Annotated in this window: 15 protein-coding genes and 1 pseudogene; 10 read left to right on the forward strand and 6 right to left on the reverse strand. The window is 70.2% G+C overall.

What is annotated here, in order from left to right; all coding sequences use genetic code 11:
• Positions 1–100 precede the first annotated feature (100 nt).
• Positions 101–1191 (reverse strand): annotated as a pseudogene (locus DWB77_RS22110) (P1 family peptidase).
• Between the two features lie 534 nt (positions 1192–1725).
• A complete protein-coding gene (locus tag DWB77_RS22115) occupies positions 1726–2862 on the reverse strand; it encodes a low temperature requirement protein A (protein ID WP_120722900.1) in 1137 nt (378 codons plus the stop codon).
• Between the two features lie 178 nt (positions 2863–3040).
• On the opposite strand from DWB77_RS22115, the gene DWB77_RS22120 reads away from it, so the two are divergent.
• The 10 genes from DWB77_RS22120 to DWB77_RS22165 all read left to right on the forward strand — a co-directional run bounded on the left by DWB77_RS22120 (position 3041) and on the right by DWB77_RS22165 (position 14540).
• Positions 3041–3787, forward strand: coding sequence for a DUF1838 family protein (locus DWB77_RS22120; RefSeq protein ID WP_120722901.1), 747 nt, complete (start codon positions 3041–3043; stop codon positions 3785–3787).
• 250 nt (positions 3788–4037) lie between these two features.
• The gene (locus DWB77_RS22125; protein ID WP_120722902.1) at positions 4038–5489 is read left to right on the forward strand and encodes an MFS transporter; all 1452 of its coding nucleotides are present in this window, start codon (positions 4038–4040) and stop codon (positions 5487–5489) included.
• A gap of 312 nt (positions 5490–5801) precedes the next feature.
• Positions 5802–8072, forward strand: a complete 2271-nt coding sequence (gene pflB / locus DWB77_RS22130; RefSeq protein ID WP_120722903.1) for a formate C-acetyltransferase — start codon at positions 5802–5804, stop codon at positions 8070–8072.
• Between the two features lie 3 nt (positions 8073–8075).
• Positions 8076–8885, forward strand: a complete 810-nt coding sequence (gene pflA, locus DWB77_RS22135) for a pyruvate formate-lyase-activating protein (RefSeq protein ID WP_120728096.1) — start codon at positions 8076–8078, stop codon at positions 8883–8885.
• A gap of 96 nt (positions 8886–8981) precedes the next feature.
• Positions 8982–10112, forward strand: a complete 1131-nt coding sequence (locus DWB77_RS22140; protein WP_428985137.1) for an MFS transporter — start codon at positions 8982–8984, stop codon at positions 10110–10112.
• Entirely contained in the window at positions 10109–12409 is a 2301-nt protein-coding gene (locus tag DWB77_RS22145) for a molybdopterin oxidoreductase family protein (protein ID WP_120722904.1), read from the forward strand. Before DWB77_RS22140 ends, DWB77_RS22145 begins: the two co-directional genes overlap by 4 nt.
• A gap of 8 nt (positions 12410–12417) precedes the next feature.
• On the forward strand, positions 12418–13020 hold the full coding sequence (locus DWB77_RS22150) for a 4Fe-4S dicluster domain-containing protein (protein ID WP_120722905.1): 603 nt from the start codon (positions 12418–12420) through the stop codon (positions 13018–13020).
• Positions 13017–13670: a ubiquinol-cytochrome c reductase iron-sulfur subunit gene (locus DWB77_RS22155; protein ID WP_120722906.1), complete on the forward strand. Its 654-nt coding sequence runs from the start codon at positions 13017–13019 to the stop codon at positions 13668–13670. The genes DWB77_RS22150 and DWB77_RS22155 overlap by 4 nt, the downstream gene beginning before the upstream one ends.
• Positions 13671–13789: 119 nt before the next feature.
• Positions 13790–14206 (forward strand): hypothetical protein, encoded by a 417-nt coding sequence (locus tag DWB77_RS22160; RefSeq protein WP_428985194.1) that lies wholly within the window; start codon positions 13790–13792, stop codon positions 14204–14206.
• A gap of 52 nt (positions 14207–14258) precedes the next feature.
• Positions 14259–14540 carry a hypothetical protein gene (locus DWB77_RS22165; RefSeq protein WP_120722907.1) on the forward strand — a complete coding sequence of 94 codons (282 nt, stop codon included), beginning with the start codon at positions 14259–14261 and terminating at the stop codon, positions 14538–14540.
• Positions 14541–14556: 16 nt separating this feature from the next.
• Here the strand turns inward: DWB77_RS22165 and mscL are convergent, their stop codons facing one another.
• The 4 genes from mscL to DWB77_RS22185 form a co-directional block, all read right to left on the reverse strand.
• Positions 14557–15066, reverse strand: coding sequence for a large conductance mechanosensitive channel protein MscL (gene mscL, locus DWB77_RS22170; RefSeq protein WP_428985195.1), 510 nt, complete (start codon positions 15064–15066; stop codon positions 14557–14559).
• A gap of 147 nt (positions 15067–15213) precedes the next feature.
• Positions 15214–15714, reverse strand: coding sequence for an RcpC/CpaB family pilus assembly protein (locus DWB77_RS22175; RefSeq protein WP_342777989.1), 501 nt, complete (start codon positions 15712–15714; stop codon positions 15214–15216).
• 237 nt (positions 15715–15951) lie between these two features.
• On the reverse strand, positions 15952–16785 hold the full coding sequence (locus DWB77_RS22180; RefSeq protein ID WP_120722909.1) for an S-methyl-5'-thioadenosine phosphorylase: 834 nt from the start codon (positions 16783–16785) through the stop codon (positions 15952–15954).
• Positions 16786–16894: 109 nt separating this feature from the next.
• Positions 16895–17203, reverse strand: a complete 309-nt coding sequence (locus DWB77_RS22185; RefSeq protein ID WP_120722910.1) for an FmdB family zinc ribbon protein — start codon at positions 17201–17203, stop codon at positions 16895–16897.
• Positions 17204–17215: the final 12 nt, after the last annotated feature.

The following is a 17215-nucleotide window of genomic DNA, read 5'->3' on the forward strand; positions in this document are numbered from 1 at the left end:
TACTGCGAGTCAAATCCAGTACGGGCATAGAGAACCCGGAGGGGGTACCTGGTTGCGGGTTCTGTTTGTGATGGCGATCACATGCCGTCCTGATGCGCCCTCAACTCCCGTACAGATCCCTATAAGAGGGGAATGTCCCCCCGACCCCGTCGATGCTTTCGGCGGCCCGCACGCCCTTGACGATCGCCCGCGCGACGACGTCCGCCCCGGCGGCCAGGATGTGGTTCAACTCCTCGGGGGCATGGGGGAGGAGGGGAAGGAGTCGGAGTCGGCAGGGGTGTGGGAGCCGGTGGCCAGGGCGAAGATCGTGTCCCCGTCGTGCATCAGATGGGCGGGCCGGATCGCCCGGGCCAGCCCGTCGTGCGAGGTGCCGGCGAGCTTCTGCGCCTGGGATCGGGTGAGCCGGGCGTCGGTGGCGACGACGGCGAGCGTCGTGTTGAGCGGCGGCAACCCCATACGCTCACGGACCCGGGCGAGGCGTTCCTGGGCGGCCAAGTGCACGGCGGGAGACGGGGGTTGGGGCGCGGCGAAGCCCTCGCCGCGCCCTCCGTACGGGCTGTGCTCCCCGTACTGGCCGTACTGGTCATACTGGCCGTACTCGCCGTACAGCACCCCGTTGCTCGGGTCGATCGCTGAGCCGACGGCGTTGACGACGACCAGCGCCGCCACGGTCACCCCCGACGCGAGGCGGACGCTCGCCGTGCCCACCCCGCCCTTGACGCCGCCGACGACGGCGCCCGTCCCGGCCCCCGCGTTGCCCTCGGCGAACTCGGTCCCGGCCGCCTCGACGGCCGCCCGGCCCACCGCGGCGTCCGGCCTGGCCCGCCAGTCGCCGCCGCGGCCCAGATCGAACAGGCAGGCCGCGGGTACGACCGGGACCACCTGATACGGCTCGGGCCCCACCCGTACGCCGCGCCCCTGCTCCTCCAGCCAGGCCATCACCCCGGATGCGGCGTCGAGCCCGTACGCGCTGCCGCCGGTCAGGACGATGGCGTCGATCCGCTCGACGACGTTCTTGGGGTCGAGGGCGTCGGTCTCCCGGGTGCCGGGGCCACCCCCGCGCACCTCGACGGCGGCGACCGCGCCGCCGGGCGGGGCGAGCACGACGGTGGTGCCGCTCAGGGCGTGTCGGCCGGGGGTGGTGGCGTGGCCCACGCGGAGGCCGGGGATGTCGGTGAGGGTGTTGTCCATGGCCGAATGCGTACCACCTCCGGTGCGGGCACGGTCCCAATGCCGGCCAGCCCCGACCCCCTAATTGCGCAGTTCCCCGCGCCCCCAACCCCCCTTTCGCCCGCGGACCGTGCGTGGCTGGTCGCGCAGTTCCCCGCGCCCCTAACCCCTCTCGAATCTGCGGACCGTGCCCGCGTCTCGCGCAGTTCCTCGCGCCCCTGAAACCCGTTTTCGGCTGCGGGCCGTGCGTGGCTGGTCGCGCAGTTCCCCGCGCCCCCAAAACCTGCTGTCGACCGCGGACCGTGCGTGGCTGGTCGCGCAGTTCCCCGCGCCCCTTAAGTGCTCGGTGCGGGGGCACCTTCAGCCTGTCCGGCGATTGAGGACGAGCGCCCTTTAGGCGCGAACGGGGTCTGGGGCGGAGCCCCAGGAGGCCCGGAACCATCCAACCCCCGTCACGGGTGGGTGGGTGGGCGAACGGGGCGGAGCCCACCGATCCCGCTGTACGGGTGGTTGGGTAGGCGCCCCAGGGCCCCGGGATGGGCAACCCGGTAAGGGCTACGCGCGGGACAGGGCCAGGGCGACGGCTACCGTCAGCCCCGCCACCACCCCGGCCAACGGCACCCCCACCCGCCCCGCAAACGTACACAGCAGAATCAACCCCGCCGAGACCGGCAAGGTCAGTTGCTGCACAGGCCCCCGCTTGAAGTGCCGCGCGTGCAACAGCCACACCGTCAGCAGGAACAGCGCCGCCGGCACCGTCACCGCCGCAGCCGCCGCGACCGCGGAGACGTGGGCCTTGCCGACGGCCTGCTCGATCGCGACCTCGAGCCCCGCCCCGATCGCCGCCGCCGACGCGAGCACCACGTAATGGCCGTACCCCCAGGCGAACGCTTGCCGGTTGGACCGCAGATGGTCGTGGATGGGTACCGCGAAGTAGATCCACCACGCGGCGAACACGATCAGCAGACCGCCCGCCGCGAGCGGCAGCAGATCGCCGAGCTCGTCGTGCTCGTCGAGGGCCTCCTGTACGGCGATGGTGGCCGCCGACACCGTCTCACCGAGCACGATCAGCGTGAACAGGCCGTACCGCTCGGCGATGTGGCGCGGATGCCAACTGGTGGTGTGGTCGCGCTCCGCGAGCAGCGGCACGCTCAGCTCGGCCAGCGCCAGCAGCGGGAACAGCCAGACGTGGCTGGACTCCGGTACGAATAGCATGGCGATCCAGCCGAGTTGGCACACCACGAGCCCGGCCGCGTACCGCAGACACACCCGGCGCTCGGCCGCGTCCCGGCTGCTCGCGGCGGCCCGCAACCACTGGCTGGTCAGCGCGAGCCGCATCACGATGTAGCCGATGACGGCGATCGTGAAGTCCCCGTCGTCGAACGCGCGCGGCACGCCCGCCGCGAGGACCAGGACCCCGGTGATCTGGACGAGCGTCACCACCCGGTACAGCGGGTCGTCGGTGTCGTACGCGGAGGCGAACCAGGTGAAGTTCATCCACGCCCACCAGATCGCGAAGAACACCACGGCGTACCCCGCGAGGCCCGCCCCCACATGCCCCTCGGCCAGGGCGTGGACGAGGCGGGCGCCCGCCTGGGCGACGGCGACGACGAAACAGAGGTCGAAGAACAGTTCCAGCGGGGTCGAGGCGCGATGGTCCTCGTGGCGGCTGCGCGCGATCATGCGGGGCATGGGCCCAGCACATCAGACGCTGCCCGTTCGGCGAGTACCGGCACGCCAACCCCGCCAACCCTGCCACCCCCGCCCACGCCCGGGCCCGTAACGACCCCGCACAGGGGGCGCCGGAAAGAAGGGGCGGATTTCCCCGGGACGGGGGCGCGCGGCGCCCCGGGCGCGCACAGTGGAGCGCATGACGACACCCGCCGAGAGCCTGCGCTCACTCGCCCGCACCCGCGCCTCCCTCGACGGCGAGGAGGTCACCTACTGGTGGTCCGGAAGCGTCTTCTCCTGGGCGCCCGACGAGCCGTACCAACTCCTCTTCGGCTTCGAGGGGGTCAACGTCGCCCGCCTGGTCCAGGACGTCGACGCGGGCCCGGACGCCTTCCAACTCCTCACCCGCGAGGCCGCGTTCTATCTAGACCCGGTCAGCCGCGAGATCCTCGACACCTGGCAGGGCCTCGCGGTGACGCACATCTGGAACGACCCGGCCAACCAGCGCTGGCGCCCCTTCCCGGTCCCGACGACCGAGCTCGGCGGACAGGTCTGCTTCAGCCTGGAGATCCCTCTGGCCTACCCCTCTCCGCTGCCCGTGGCCCAGTACCCGCTGCACTCGGCGGGCGACACCTACAAGGCCCTGGAGCTCTTCCAGTTCTTCGCCGACCGCGCCGACCTGGAAGGCCCGGCGCCCAGCGTCCCCGCCACCATGTCCTGGACGCGGATGTCCCCGTGGCTGCCCTGGATGGCCCGGGGCGAGCGGCCCGGCGGGCTCACCTACCACTGCCGGGGCCGCAAGCTCGGCGCGTACGCCGAGGTCCCCGAACGCACCCGCGCTTACATCGCCGCGCACCACCCCGAGTTCGCCCGGGCCCCCGAGAAGTGGAGCGAGCCGAACGAGACCAGCTGGACCTACTTCCGCAAACTGCACCCGCCGCAGTAGACGGTGGCGGCCCTGGCTCCCGGTAACCGGCGGGCGGGGCTCCCAGCAGCCGACGACGGCCGGGATCCCAGGGCCCGATGGCGGTCGGCTCCCAGGGGTGCTGATGGCGGCCGGGCTCCCAGGGGCCGTACGGCAGGAGCGGGCGGGGACCTAGGGCCGCCCGGGGTCGTGGCGTTCGCCTCTCACTTCCGTGCGGCGCGAGACGCAGGGTGGATATGTCAGGACTCGTCTCAACCCCCTGGGAAGCACCATGAGTTCCGCGCTCCAGCCGTCCACCCGGCCAAACGCCGGCCCCGCCGAGGCAGAAGTCCCCGTCGACGCCGAAGTCCGCTACGACCCGGAGAGCTATCGGCCCGGCCGCACCATCACCGCCTGGGAGCCGGAGAACGAGGTCTTCTGGCGCTCGGTCGGCCGGAAGGTCGCCACCCGGAACCTGTGGATCGCCGTCCCCGCCCTGCTCGTCGCCTTCGTGGTGTGGCAGGTGTGGTCCGTCACCGCGACCAACCTCAAGGACGTCGGCTTCTCCTTCTCCACCTCCCAGCTGTTCTGGCTCACCGCCATCCCGGGCCTGACCGGCGGAACCGCCCGTATCCTCTACACCTTCCTCGGCCCGATGATCGGCCAGCGCCGCTTCACCGCCCTGTCGACGGTGGTCCTGATCGTTCCGCTGATCTGGCTCGGCATCGCCATCCAGGACACCGCCACCCCGTACGGCGTCATGGTGATCATCGCGGCGCTGTGCGGCATCGGCGGCGCCAACTTCGCCTCCTCGCTCGCCAACATCGGCTTCTTCTTCCCCAAGAAGGAGAAGGGCAACGCCACCGGCATCAACGGCGGCCTCGGCAACCTGGGTGTGTCCGTCGTCCAGCTGCTGACACCGATCGTCATCACCTTTTCGACCATTGCCATCGGCAGTGCCCAGCACAAGAAGGACGGCACCCCGGTCTACCTCCAGAACGCCGCCTTCCTGTGGGTCCCCGTCCTGATCGTGCTCGCGCTGATCGCCTGGTTCGGCCAGAACGACCTGAAGGTCGCCTCCACCCCCTTCAGCCGCCAGAAGGTCATCTTCCAGCGCAAGCACAACTGGCTGATGACCTGGCTGTACGTCGGCACGTTCGGCTCCTTCATCGGCTTCGCCGCCGCCCTGCCCCTGCTCATCAAGACGACCTTCCCCGCCTACTCGGTGGCCACCTACGCCTGGATGGGCCCGGCACTCGGCGCGCTGGCCCGCTGGGCGGGCGGCTGGATCGCCGACAAGCTCGGCGGCGCCAAGGTCACCATCATCTCGTTCGTCGGCATGGCCCTGGCGATCATCGGCGTCATCAACTTCCTTCCCGCGGGCGGGGATTCGGGCTCGTTCTACGGATTCTTCGGCTGCTTCCTCGCCGCGTTCTTCTTCTCCGGCGTCGGCAACGGCTCGACCTTCCGGCAGATCCCGGTGATCTTCCGCAACCAGCACCTGAAGGGTCTGACCGAGGGCACCCCCGAGTACGCCAGGGCCCTCAAGCAGGCCGAGATGGAGGCGGGCGCCGTCACCGGTTTCACCTCCGCGATCGCCGCGTACGGCTTCTTCTTCATCCCGGCGATGTTCGCGAACTTCGCCGTGACCAGCGCGATGTGGGGCTTCGTGGCCTTCTACGTCAGCTGCATCGCGGTCGCCTGGTGGTTCTACGCCCGCAAGGGCGCGGAGGCGCCCAGCTAGACCGCAGGTTTCCGGTCGACGGTGGAGGGGCCCGCACGGTGCGTGCGGGCCCCTCCACGTTTTCTGAGTGCGCTGGGGGAAATTCTTGTGAATGTGTTCACAAGGAAATCATGGACCTAAGTCCCGAAGGAACGTGCAGGTCAGGGGGGCTGTCAAGGAATGAGGGAGCGGAAGAGGGGGGCCTTCGGCCCGGATCTGGTGACCTCTGCCGCCGCAATTGATCGATCAGGCGCAGTGGAATGGAAGCAGTCGAAGAGCTACCGCTCAACGGCGGAATACCACGTCAACGGCGATTCGGAAGGGTGCCCGGACATGACCGCGACCCCCGCAGAAGCAACCAAGAACAGCGGAGCCTGGGACGGCTTCAAGGGCGGACTGTGGCGCGACGCCATCGACGTCCGCGACTTCGTCCAGCAGAACTACACCCCCTACGAAGGCGACGCCGACTTCCTCAGCGGCCCCACCCCGCGCACCACCGCCGTCTGGAACAAGCTCCTGTCGATGTTCCCCCAGGAGATCGCCCAGGGCATCCACGACGTGGACGTGAAGACCCCCTCTCGCATCGACGCCTTCAAGCCGGGCTACATCGACGGCACCCCGGCCGACCACGCCGACCTCATCGTCGGCCTCCAGACCGATGCCCCGCTGAAGCGCTCCATCATGCCCAACGGCGGCTGGCGCATGGTCGAAAACGCCCTCAACGCCTACGGCTACGAGGCCGACCCCGACATCCGCGAGGTCTACACCCACCTCCGCAAGACCCACAACGAGGGCGTCTTCGACGCGTACACCCCCGAAATACGCGCCTGCCGCTCCTCCGGCATCATCACCGGCCTCCCCGACGCCTATGGACGCGGCCGCATCATCGGCGACTACCGCCGCGTCGCCCTCTACGGCGTCGACCGTCTCATCGCCGCCAAGGAAGCCGACAAGGCGCGCCTCGGCGAGGACTGGGCCACCGAGAACGTCATCCGCGAGCGCGAGGAAGTCTCCGAACAGATCAAGGCGCTCGGCGAACTCAAGGCCATGGCCCTGTCCTACGGATACGACATCTCCGGCCCCGCCGCCACCGGCCGCGAGGCGATCCAGTGGCTGTACTTCGCCTACCTCGCCGCCGTCAAGGAACAGAACGGCGCCGCGATGTCGATCGGCCGCATCGACAACTTCCTCGACATCTACCTCCAGCGCGACATCGACGCCGGCCGCCTCACGGAAGAGCAGGCCCAGGAGTACATCGACGACTTCGTCATCAAGCTCCGCATCGTCCGCTTCCTGCGCACCCCCGAATACAACACGCTGTACTCCGGCGATCCCACCTGGGTCACCTGGTCCATGGCGGGCATCGGCGAGGACGGCCGCCCCCTCGTCTCCCGCACCACCTTCCGCGCCCTCCAGACCCTCTACAACCTCGGCCCCGCCCCCGAACCCAACCTCACCGTCTTCTGGGACCGTGAACTCCCCAGCGGATTCAAGGACTTCGCCGCCAAGGTCGCCATCGACACCTCGGCCATCCAGTTCGAGTCCGACGCCCTGATGCGCCCCAAGTACGGCGACGACACCGCCATCGCCTGCTGCGTCTCCGCCATGGCCGTCGGCAAGCAGATGCAGTTCTTCGGCGCCCGCGTCAACGTCGCCAAGGCGCTGCTCTACGCCATCAACGGGGGCCGTGACGAGAAGACCGGCAAGCTCGTCGTCGAGGGCTTCACCCCCATCGAGGGCGAATACCTCGACTACGCCACGGTCTCCCGGAGTTACGACGCGATGCTGGACTGGCTCGCCAAGACGTACGTCCACGCCCTCAACGTCATCCACTACATGCACGACAAGTACGCCTATGAGCGCATCGAGATGGCCCTCCACGACCAGCGGATCCTGCGCACCATGGCGTGTGGCATCGCGGGTCTGTCGGTCGCCGCCGACTCGCTGTCCGCCATCAAGCACGCCCGCGTCAAGGTCGTCCGCGACGCCACCGGCCTCGCCGTCGACTACGAGATCGAGGGCGACTACCCCGCCTACGGCAACAACGACGACCGCGCCGACGAGCTGGCCACCGGCATCGTGCGCGACTTCATGGAGAAGGTGCGCAAGCACCCCACCTACCGCGACGCCGTCCACACCCAGTCCGTGCTGACCATCACCTCCAACGTCGTCTACGGCAAGAAGACCGGCAACACCCCCGACGGCCGCCGCGCCGGCACCCCGTTCGCCCCCGGCGCCAACCCGATGAACGGCCGCGACGAACACGGCTACATCGCCTCCGCCCTCTCCGTCGCCAAGCTGCCCTACGACGACGCCGAGGACGGCATCTCCCTGACCAACACCATCACCCCCGACGCCCTGGGCCGCACCCCGCAGGAACGCATCGACAACCTCTCCGGCGTCCTCGACGGCTTCATGGCGAGCAACGGCTTCCACATGAACGTCAACGTCCTCGACAAGGCCACACTGGAAGACGCCATGCGCCACCCGGAGAACTACCCCCAGCTCACCATCCGGGTCTCCGGCTACGCGGTGAACTTCGTCCGCCTCAGCCGGGAACAGCAGCTGGACGTCATCAACCGGACCTTCCACGGGGGGCTTTGAGTGATGGCCGGGGACGCCTGCACGGCCGCCGGGGCGGTTAACCGCCGCGCTTGCACGGCCGCCGGGGCGGCCACCCGTCGACCGATCGTCGGCTCGGTGCACTCCTGGGACCTGTCGACCGGCGTCGACGGGCCGGGCACGCGCTTCGTCACCTTCCTCTCGGGCTGCCCGCTGACCTGCCTGTACTGCCACAACCCCGACACCTGGCGGATGCGCAACGGCAAGCGCACCACGGCGGACGACGTGGTCGCCGAGGCCGCCAAGTACCGGACGTTCATCCGGGCGGCGGGCGGCGGCGCCACCGTGAGCGGTGGTGAACCGCTGCTCCAGCCCGTCTTCGCCGGTGAGCTCCTGCACCGCTACAAGCACGAGCTGGGTCTGCACACCGCTCTGGACACCTCCGGTTTCCTGGGTTCCCGGGCCACCGACGCGCTGCTGCGCGATGTGGACCTGGTGCTCCTGGACATCAAGTCCTGGGACCGTGACACGTACCAGAAGGTCACGGGCCGACCGTTGCGGCCGACGCTGGAGTTCGCGCGTCGGCTGGCGGAGCTCGGGACGGAGGTCCATGTGCGCTTCGTTCTGGTGCCAGGCCTCACCGACGACCCCGCCAACATCGAAGGCGTCGCCTCCTTCGCCGCCTCCCTCGGCAATGTGTCCCGCATCGACGTGCTGCCCTTCCACAAGCTCGGCGAGGGAAAGTGGGGCGCCCTCGGCATGCGTTTCACGCTGCACGACACCCCGTCGCCGACCCCGGCCGCGGTGGCCGAAGCCCGCGAGATCTTCACCTCGTACGGGCTGAACGCGATCTGACTCCGGCCCGGCCCCTCGAAGTGCGGGCCCGCGCCACCTCACCCTGTTGACCCTTAAAACGGGTAGTTGTGTCCGCTATGTCCCTAACGTGAGGGGGTGACCGAGCCACCCGCACCCCCTCCGCCCGCACCCCCCGCCACACCGTCGGACGCCTCCACCTCGGGCGTGGTGCCACCGCCGGCGCCGGCCGCCTCGTCCGCCGCGCGTTCCGTGGTGCCGCGCGCGACGCTGGCCGGTGCGGTCGTCTCCGTCCTGCTCGTCCTGGCCATCGTGTTCGGCAGCCGGCTGCTCAAGGACTTCGACTCCGCGCTCCTTCCGTACGCGGTCGCCACCGTCTTCCTGGCCTTCGGTGTCGCCTACCGCTACACCGTGTGGATCTCCTCTCCCGGTGCGCGCCGCCTCTTCAAGCAGGGCTGGCGCAGCCTGTTCTCGGCCGCCAACTTCCGCAAGGCGCCGACCGCCCTGCCGAAGATGATCGCCACCTATCTCGGCTTCCAGAAGTTCCTCGGTGCCCGCTCGCACGGCCGCTGGGCGGCCCACCAGCTGATCTTCTGGGGGTGCATCCTCGCCGCCGCGATCACCTTCCCGCTGACCTGGGGCTGGTTCACCTTCACCTCGGGATCCGGTGCGGGCCCGGGCTACGAGATGCGCATCTGGGGGTTCAAGGTCCTGGGCTTCGACTCGCTGAGCGTGGTCGGCTGGCTGATGTTCCACGGCCTGGACATCGCCGCCGTCCTGGTGATCCCCGGCGCCTCGTACTTCCTGTGGCGGCGGATGAAGGACCGCGGCGCCATCACCGGCCAGCGCTTCGCCTACGACCTCGTCCCGCTGATCGCGCTGATCGTCATCTCCGTGACCGGGCTCCTCCTCACCTTCTCGTCGATCTTTCTGCACGGCGGCGGCTACCAGTTCCTGGCGGTCCTGCACATGGTGTCGGTGGTCTTCACGCTCATCTACATCCCGTTCGGGAAGTTCTTCCACATCGTGCAGCGGCCGGCCGCGGTCGGTATGCAGCTGTTCAAGTACACGGCCCGCCAGGACGAGCAGGTCTTCGCGTGCAAGCGCTGCGGTGAGCCGATCGACACCGCCCCGTACGTCGAGAACCTCCAGGGCACCATGCGCGATCTGAAGCTCGACTTCGACGCCTGGGCCGCGTACTGCCCGCGCTGCAAACGGGTGCTGCGCGGCACCGCCTACCTCACCCATGTCAAGAAGGGCTTCAAGTGAGCAGCGCACCCCCTCCACTCGACCCTTCGATCGCCCCGCCCGGCACCCGCACCTTCCGGGACGCCGGCGGGATCCCGGCCGACCAGTGGCACGCCGACCAGAACGGCGAGACCCTCGTGCCGACCCACTGCTGCTTCTGCGGGGTGCAGTGCGGCATGTATCTGCGAGTCGACCGGGCGGGCAAGGTGTTCGGGGTCGAGCCGCGCAACCACGACATCAACCGGATGCGGCTGTGCCCCAAGGGCATCAACGCCTACCAGCAGGTCAACCACCCCGACCGGCTGACGGCCCCGCTGCTGCGCCGCTCCCGCGACGAGCCGTTCCGTGAGGCCTCCTGGGAGGAGGCGCTCGATTTCACGGTCGCCGAGATCCGCCGCATCCAGGCCGCGCACGGCAACGACGCGTTCGGGCTGCTCGGCGGGGCGAGCCTGTTCTCCGAGAAGACGTACCTGGTCGGCAAGTTCGGCCGGGTCGCCCTGAAGACGCGGCACGTCGACTACAACGGCCGGCTGTGCATGGTGTCGGCGGCGGGCGCGAACAAGCTCGCCTTCGGCATCGACCGGGCGGGCAATCCGTTCTCCGACATCCTGCTCAGCGACTGCCTGCTGATCGCCGGGTCGAACGTGGGGGAGTGCTTCCCCGTCATGACCCAGTACCTGTGGGGCGCCCGGGACCGGGGGGCCAGTCTCATCGTGATCGACCCGCGGGAGACGGCGATCGCGCGCACCGCCGACATCCATGTCGCCCTCAAGCCCGGCACCGACGCCGCCTTCTTCAACGCCGTCCTGAACGTGGTCATCCAGGAGAACCTCGTCGACAAGGAGTTCGTCGCCGCGCACACCACCGGCTGGGACGAGGTGCGTGCCTCCGTCGCCGACTGCACACCGGAGGTGGCCGCCGACATCTGCGGGATCCCCGCCCACCAGGTCGTCCAGGTGGCCCGGGCCTTCGCGGGAGCCGACCGGGCGATGGCCTGGCACGCCCGCGGCATCGAGCACCACTCGCAGGGCGTCGAGAACTGCCTGACCGTCATCAACCTGTGTACGGCGACCGGCAACCTGGGCAAGCCGGGCGCCGGTTACGGCACCATCACCGGCCAGGGCAACGGCCAGGGCGGACGCGAGCACGGGCAGAAGTCGGACCTGCTGCCGGGCGGGCGTTCCATCGCGAACCCGGAGCACCGGCGGCAGATCTGCGAGATCTGGGGGATCGAGGAGACCGAACTGCCGCCCGCGGGCACCTCGATGATGGAAATGGTCTGGCAGATGCAGCGCCAGGAGATTCGCGGTCTGATCGGCATCTGCAACAACCCGTTCGTCTCGCTCCCCAACTACGCGACGGTCAAGTCGGGTTACGACACCTTGGAGTTCCACGCTCAATTCGACTTCTTCCTTTCCGAGACGGCGGCCAACGCCCATGTCGTCTTTCCGGTCACCACCTGGGCCGAGGACGAGGGCGTGATGGCCAACGCCGAGGCCAGGGTGGTCAAGCACAACAAGGCGCAGGAGCCGCCCGCCGGGGTGCGCACCGACACCTGGGTGATGTGTCAGCTGGCCCAACGCCTGGGCGTGGCCGACAAGTTCAGCTACGCGGGCTCGCGCGAGGTGTTCGACGAGCTGCGCATCGCGTCCGCCGGAACGGTCAACGACTATTACGGCATCACCTACGAGCGGCTGGAGGAGACCGGGGGTATCGCCTGGCCCTGCCCCTCCACCGACCATCCGGGCACGCCCCGTCTGTTCGAGGGCGGCCGCACCGCCCACCCGGACGGCAAGATCCACATGCAGGCCGTCGAGTGGCACCCGCCGATGGACCCGTACGACGAAGAGCACCCGATGTCGCTGACCACGGGCCGTACGGTGGCGCACTTTCTGTCCGGCAACCAGACCCGCCGGCTCGGCGCGCTCGTCGAGCAGACGCCGCGGCCCTGGGTGGAGGTCCATCCCTCGCACGGCTTCCGCAACGGCGACCCGGTGCGGGTGGTGACCCGGCGCGGCAGCGAGGTGTTCCCGGCCCTGGTCACCGAGGCGATCCGTCCCGACACCGTGTTCATCCCGTACCACTGGCCCGTTCCGACGGCCGCCAACGCGCTCACCATCGACGCTCTGGACCCCCGGTCCAAGATTCCCGAGTACAAGGTGTGTGCCTGCCGTATCGAGGCGGCCGAGCGGATCGACGAGGTGCCGGCGCCCCCGGCCCCGCCGGGACACCAGGCGTACCCGGCGACGCAGGTCTCGCGCACCGACCCCCTGCCGCCCACGTCCCCGCAGGGCCGTGGCACCGCGGAGAGGAGCTGACGCCCGCCATGATGGGCAGAACGATCTTCATCGACCCGGGGCGCTGCATCGGCTGCCAGGCCTGTGTGTCCGCCTGCCGCGAGTGCGACTCGCACCGCGGCAAGTCCATGATCCATCTCGACTATCCCGACGAAGGTCATTCCGTCGCCTCCCTCCCGACCGTCTGTATGCACTGCGAGGACCCGGTCGCCCCGTGCGCCGAGGTGTGTCCCGCCGACGCGATCCTGGTGACCGCGGACGGTGTGGTGCAGCAGGCCGACACCACCCGCTGCATCGGCTGCGCGAACTGCGTCAACGCCTGCCCCTTCGGCGTACCGAAGATCGACCTCCAGGCCAAGCTCCAACTGAAGTGCAACCTCTGCTACGACCGCACCGCCTACGGTCTGGCCCCCATGTGCGCCACGGTCTGCCCGACCGGTGCGCTGTTCTACGGGACCGTCGAGGAACTCCGCGCGGAGCGCCCCGGGGTCCAGGTCGCCGACTCCTTCACCTTCGGCGATGTCGTCGTCTCCACCGGCGTGGCCATGGTCGTGCCCGCCGACAAGGTCCAGTGGCCGGTGCCGGGAGGTCTCCCGATCGTCGAGGTCAACGGGAAGGACGTCACCCGATGAGCGTCACCGACCAGTCCCCCGCCGCCCCCGAACCGGACGCGGACCCCGCCCGGGCTGCCCTCCACGACCGCATCGCCGCCGACTCCCTCACCACCCGCCGTGACTACCTGCGGATCGTCGCCACCGTGTCGGGCGGCCTCGCGGTCGGCGGGCTCGCGGTGGCCGGGGGAGTGCTGCACCGCCACGGTGACAGCGAGGGGCCGCCGGACCGCAAGCGCGTCGCGCCCGTCCTCGCCCCCGGCGAGTCCGTCGCCTTCCGCTTCCCCGGCGAGGACGACCGCGCGGTCGCCGTCCGCCTCAAGGACGGCACTCTCGTCGGCTACTCCGCCGTCTGTACGCATCTGGCCTGCGGGGTGCTGTGGCGCGAGGACCGGGGCGCGGAGGGCGAGCTGTACTGCCCGTGCCACGAGGGGGTCTTCGACGCCCGCACCGGTGAGGTCACCGCCGGGCCGCCGCCGCGCCCGTTGCCGAAGGTGCTCCTGGTCGAGGAGGACGACGGAAGCGTCTGGGCGGTGGCCACGGCGCGCTCCGGTGAGAGCGTCAAGGACGCCGTGTGCCGCCAATTCGCCGACGAGCGACCCGAGATGGCGGTCCGCCTGGGCTGCCCCGCCGCGGAAGCCAAGGCGGTCGAGAGGAGCGAGCGGACATGAGCACCGAAGGAAACACGACCCCTGACGGCGCCCCCGGCCGCGACGGCTCTCCTGGACGTGATGGCTTTCCTGGACGGGACGGCGTCCCCGGTCGCGACGGCTTTCCCGGACGTGATGGCATTCCCGGCCGCGACCGCGCTTCCGGAGCGGGCGGGAGCGTCGGTTCGGGAGAGGGTTTCGCGGGTGGCTCGCGGCCCGTCTACACCCCCGGATCCGTCCAGCCCCGGCTCAACCGGCCGGTCCATGAGCGCTATCCGCAGATCCGGGCGACCAGCGGGTACGGGGATCCCCGTACCCGGCACACCGGGCCGGGGCCGGGTGCCGGCACCGAGCAGGAGCCGGAGCGTTCCTCGAAGCTGACGGCCCGCCTCACCCTCGCCATCACCGTGGTCATCGGCCAGCTGTGGGGTCTGACGGTGGTGGTCAACGAGTGGATGCGGGGCAACACCGGCACCGCCTGGTGGGGCGCCGGGTTCCTGTGTCTGTCGTTCCTCGTGGTCCTGGGTCTGTGGGCACTGGACCCCAAGGACCGCTGAGCCCCCCCGCCCGCGCCGCTTGAGCGCCCGCCCGCGGCCGTACCCTGGAACCATGAGCACCGCCCGCACCCCCGGACCGCACGAGTCGGAATCAGCGCCCAACAAGCAGGCCGAGGAGCCGGCCGACGGGCAGGCCGAGGGGCAGGCCCAGGAACGGGCCGAGGGGCAGGTCAAGCCCGCTGCCAAGGCGAAGCCGAGGCTGGTCTTCGACGATCCGCTGGACCAGCAGTCGGCCGACGACACCGATCGCGGGTGGGGGGAGCGCCCCGCGTCCGCCGGCAGCGCCGCGGATCTGGCCCGCTTCCTCGACGAGAAGCCGCCCCACCACATCTGAGCCGTACGCGACGGCGCTAGAACCCCGCGGGGCCGGAGCCCGAACCCGAGCCGGCGCCGGGACCCGAGCCCATGCCCGGTCCCGAGCCCATGCCCGGTCCGGAGGCGGTGCCCGGGCCGCGCTGGGTGATCAGGAGGTCGCGGATCTCCTTGAGTACCTCCAGCTCGCTGACCTCCATCGTCTCGCGCACCCCCTCCTTGGCCTTGTCGTGCGCGGCCCGCCTCGCCAGGATCTTGGCCATGGGCAGCACCATCAGGAAGTACACGACGGCCGCGGTGATGAGGAAGCTCAGCAGGGCGCTGAGCACCCCGCCCCAGAGGATCTGGATGCCCGAGTCGGCGGTGCAGGGACCCTTGAGGCAGGAGCTGTAGCTCTCCAGGTCCTTCGTGCCGAACGCGCCGACCAGCGGGTTGATCACGCCCTTCACGACCGAGTTCACGATGTTGGTGAACGCGGCGCCGATCACCACGGCGACGGCCAGGTCGATCACATTCCCGCGCATCAAGAAGGCCTTGAAGCCGGCCATCACACCTGTCTTCTCCACGCTCACCAATGAGCCTTTCTTCGCATGTGCAGGGGACGGAGCGAACTCCTGCGCCACCTTGGACAGGACGGGGACGTGCTGTCCAATCCGGGTACGCGAATTGATGACTTGACCGTCCCTGCGTGCGAATCAGCACAGGGTCACCGCCAGCCGGGACGAGGAACCCGCGCCGACCAGCGCACGAGCGGTTTCCCGCGGCACGGCGAGGACGATCAGCGCCCCCGCCTCCGGCGAGGCGTCGCGCGGTGGCGGAACTCCCTTGACCCGGACGCCCGTTGCCAGCACGCGGGCCTCACCGGCCCCGGCCGTCGCCGAGTTGGCGGACGCGATCACATCCACCCGGTCGCCCGGCCTCAGCAGTCGTACGGTTTCCGCGTCGGCGATCCGTACCGGCGCCGACACCAGCGCGGGCTCCCGGGCGGGTGCTTGTTCGTGGGGTGCGGGAGGCGTGGCCGGGTGGGTGCGCTCGGCCGCCCGCGGGCTGGAGACGGCGAGGGCGGCGGCCGTGACGGCGAGCCCCGCCGCCACCGCCCGCCGTCGCCTGCGCATCGAACGGCGCAGCCCGTGCCGCCCGCCGCGCACCCGCAGCGGGGGGAAGAACGGCACCCCGCCCGGCTCGGGCGCGGGCACGGGAGGCAGGTAGGGAAGGGGGCGGGGAGCGGGGGAAACCGAAGGTGCGGCGGGGTGTGCGGACATGGTGACCACTACCGATCGTGGAGTGCCTGTGCTGCTCGGACGCTCCTCACGATCCCCTGCCGCGCGGGATTTCGCCGGGGCCTGTGGAGGACGGCCCGGTTGTGGACAACTCGCTCACCCGGAAGGGGTGTTCGGCCTCTCGTCCGGCACCGAGCCGCATCCCCCTCGCCCTTACGGCAGTTCGATCCCCAGCTCCCAGCCGTCGTGCGCGTGACCGCACAGGCAGTCGCGGTCCTCGGCGGCGGGAAGGGCCCCGACCGCGTCGAAAAGAACCTCGCGAAGGCGCGCCACGTTCTCGCCGAACACCTTCAGGACCTCGGTGTGCGAGACGCCCTCGCCGGTCTCGGCACCCGCGTCCAAATCGGTGACCAGGGTCAACGAGGTGTAGCAGAGGCCGAGTTCGCGGGCGAGTACGGCCTCGGGGTGCCCGGTCATGCCGACCACCGATCCGCCCATCGCCGCGTGCCACCGCGACTCGGCGCGGGTGGAGAAGCGGGGGCCCTCGATGACGACCATCGTGCCGCCGTCCACGGCCTGCCAGCCCCTCCCGTCGGCCGCGGCCAGGGCGACCTTGCGCCCGTTGGGGCAGTACGGGTCGGCGAACGTGGTGTGCACGACGTTGGGGATGGTGCCGTCGGGCAGGGGCAGCCCGTCGAAGTAGGTCTGGGCGCGTGCCTTCGTACGGTCCACCAGCTGGTCGGGGACGAGCAGCGTGCCCGGCCCGTACTCCTCGCGCAGGCCGCCCACCGCGCACGGGCCGAGCACCTGGCGCACCCCCACCGACCGCAGCGCCCACAGGTTGGCGCGGTAGTTGATGCGGTGCGGGGGCAGGTGGTGGCCGCGGCCGTGGCGGGGCAGGAAGGCGACCCGCCGGCCGGCGAGCTCGCCGAGGAAGAGCGAATCGCTGGGGGAGCCGTAGGGGGTGTCCACCTGGACCTCGGTGACGTCCTCGAGGAACGAGTAGAACCCCGAGCCGCCGATGACGCCGATCTCTGCGTTAACCATGGCGGTCACACTAACCGTGGGCGCCCGGCGAGAGCCCCGGCCGTCCCACCGTGCGCGCCCATGCGAAAGCCCCCGCCGTGGTACGGCGGGGGCTCTGCGCGAGGCTGTGTCAGGCGGCCGTGCCGGCGCTCGACGAGGACGAGCCGGAGCTCGACGTCGAGGCGGCCGGCTTGGACTCCGAGGCCGTGGACGACTTCGGAGTCGACGGCGACGTCGACGCGGGCGAACTGCTCGACGACGATCCGCGGCTGTCGTTGCGGTAGAAGCCGGAGCCCTTGAAAACGATGCCGACCGCCGAGAACACCTTCTTCAGGCGTCCGTCGCAGTTCGGGCATACGGTCAGGGCGTCGTCGGTGAACTTCTGCACCGCCTCGAGGCCCTCGCCGCACTCGGTGCACTGGTACTGGTAGGTCGGCACTTGTCTTCCTCC

This window comes from Streptomyces hundungensis (assembly GCF_003627815.1).
Lineage (GTDB): Bacteria > Actinomycetota > Actinomycetes > Streptomycetales > Streptomycetaceae > Streptomyces > Streptomyces hundungensis_A.

Bases quoted from the DNA above. Each gene is read 5' to 3' on its own strand.
- DWB77_RS22155 (WP_120722906.1), top strand. From the start codon at position 13,017: ATGAGCGTCACCGACCAGTCCCCCGCCGCCCCCGAACCGGACGCGGAC.
- DWB77_RS22180 (WP_120722909.1), bottom strand. From the start codon at position 16,785: ATGGTTAACGCAGAGATCGGCGTCATCGGCGGCTCGGGGTTCTACTCG.
- DWB77_RS22150 (WP_120722905.1), top strand. From the start codon at position 12,418: ATGATGGGCAGAACGATCTTCATCGACCCGGGGCGCTGCATCGGCTGC.
- DWB77_RS22115 (WP_120722900.1), bottom strand. From the start codon at position 2,862: ATGCCCCGCATGATCGCGCGCAGCCGCCACGAGGACCATCGCGCCTCG.
- pflA (WP_120728096.1), top strand. From the start codon at position 8,076: ATGGCCGGGGACGCCTGCACGGCCGCCGGGGCGGTTAACCGCCGCGCT.
- DWB77_RS22165 (WP_120722907.1), top strand. From the start codon at position 14,259: ATGAGCACCGCCCGCACCCCCGGACCGCACGAGTCGGAATCAGCGCCC.
- pflB (WP_120722903.1), top strand. From the start codon at position 5,802: ATGACCGCGACCCCCGCAGAAGCAACCAAGAACAGCGGAGCCTGGGAC.
- DWB77_RS22125 (WP_120722902.1), top strand. From the start codon at position 4,038: ATGAGTTCCGCGCTCCAGCCGTCCACCCGGCCAAACGCCGGCCCCGCC.
- DWB77_RS22120 (WP_120722901.1), top strand. From the start codon at position 3,041: ATGACGACACCCGCCGAGAGCCTGCGCTCACTCGCCCGCACCCGCGCC.
- mscL (WP_428985195.1), bottom strand. From the start codon at position 15,066: ATGGCCGGCTTCAAGGCCTTCTTGATGCGCGGGAATGTGATCGACCTG.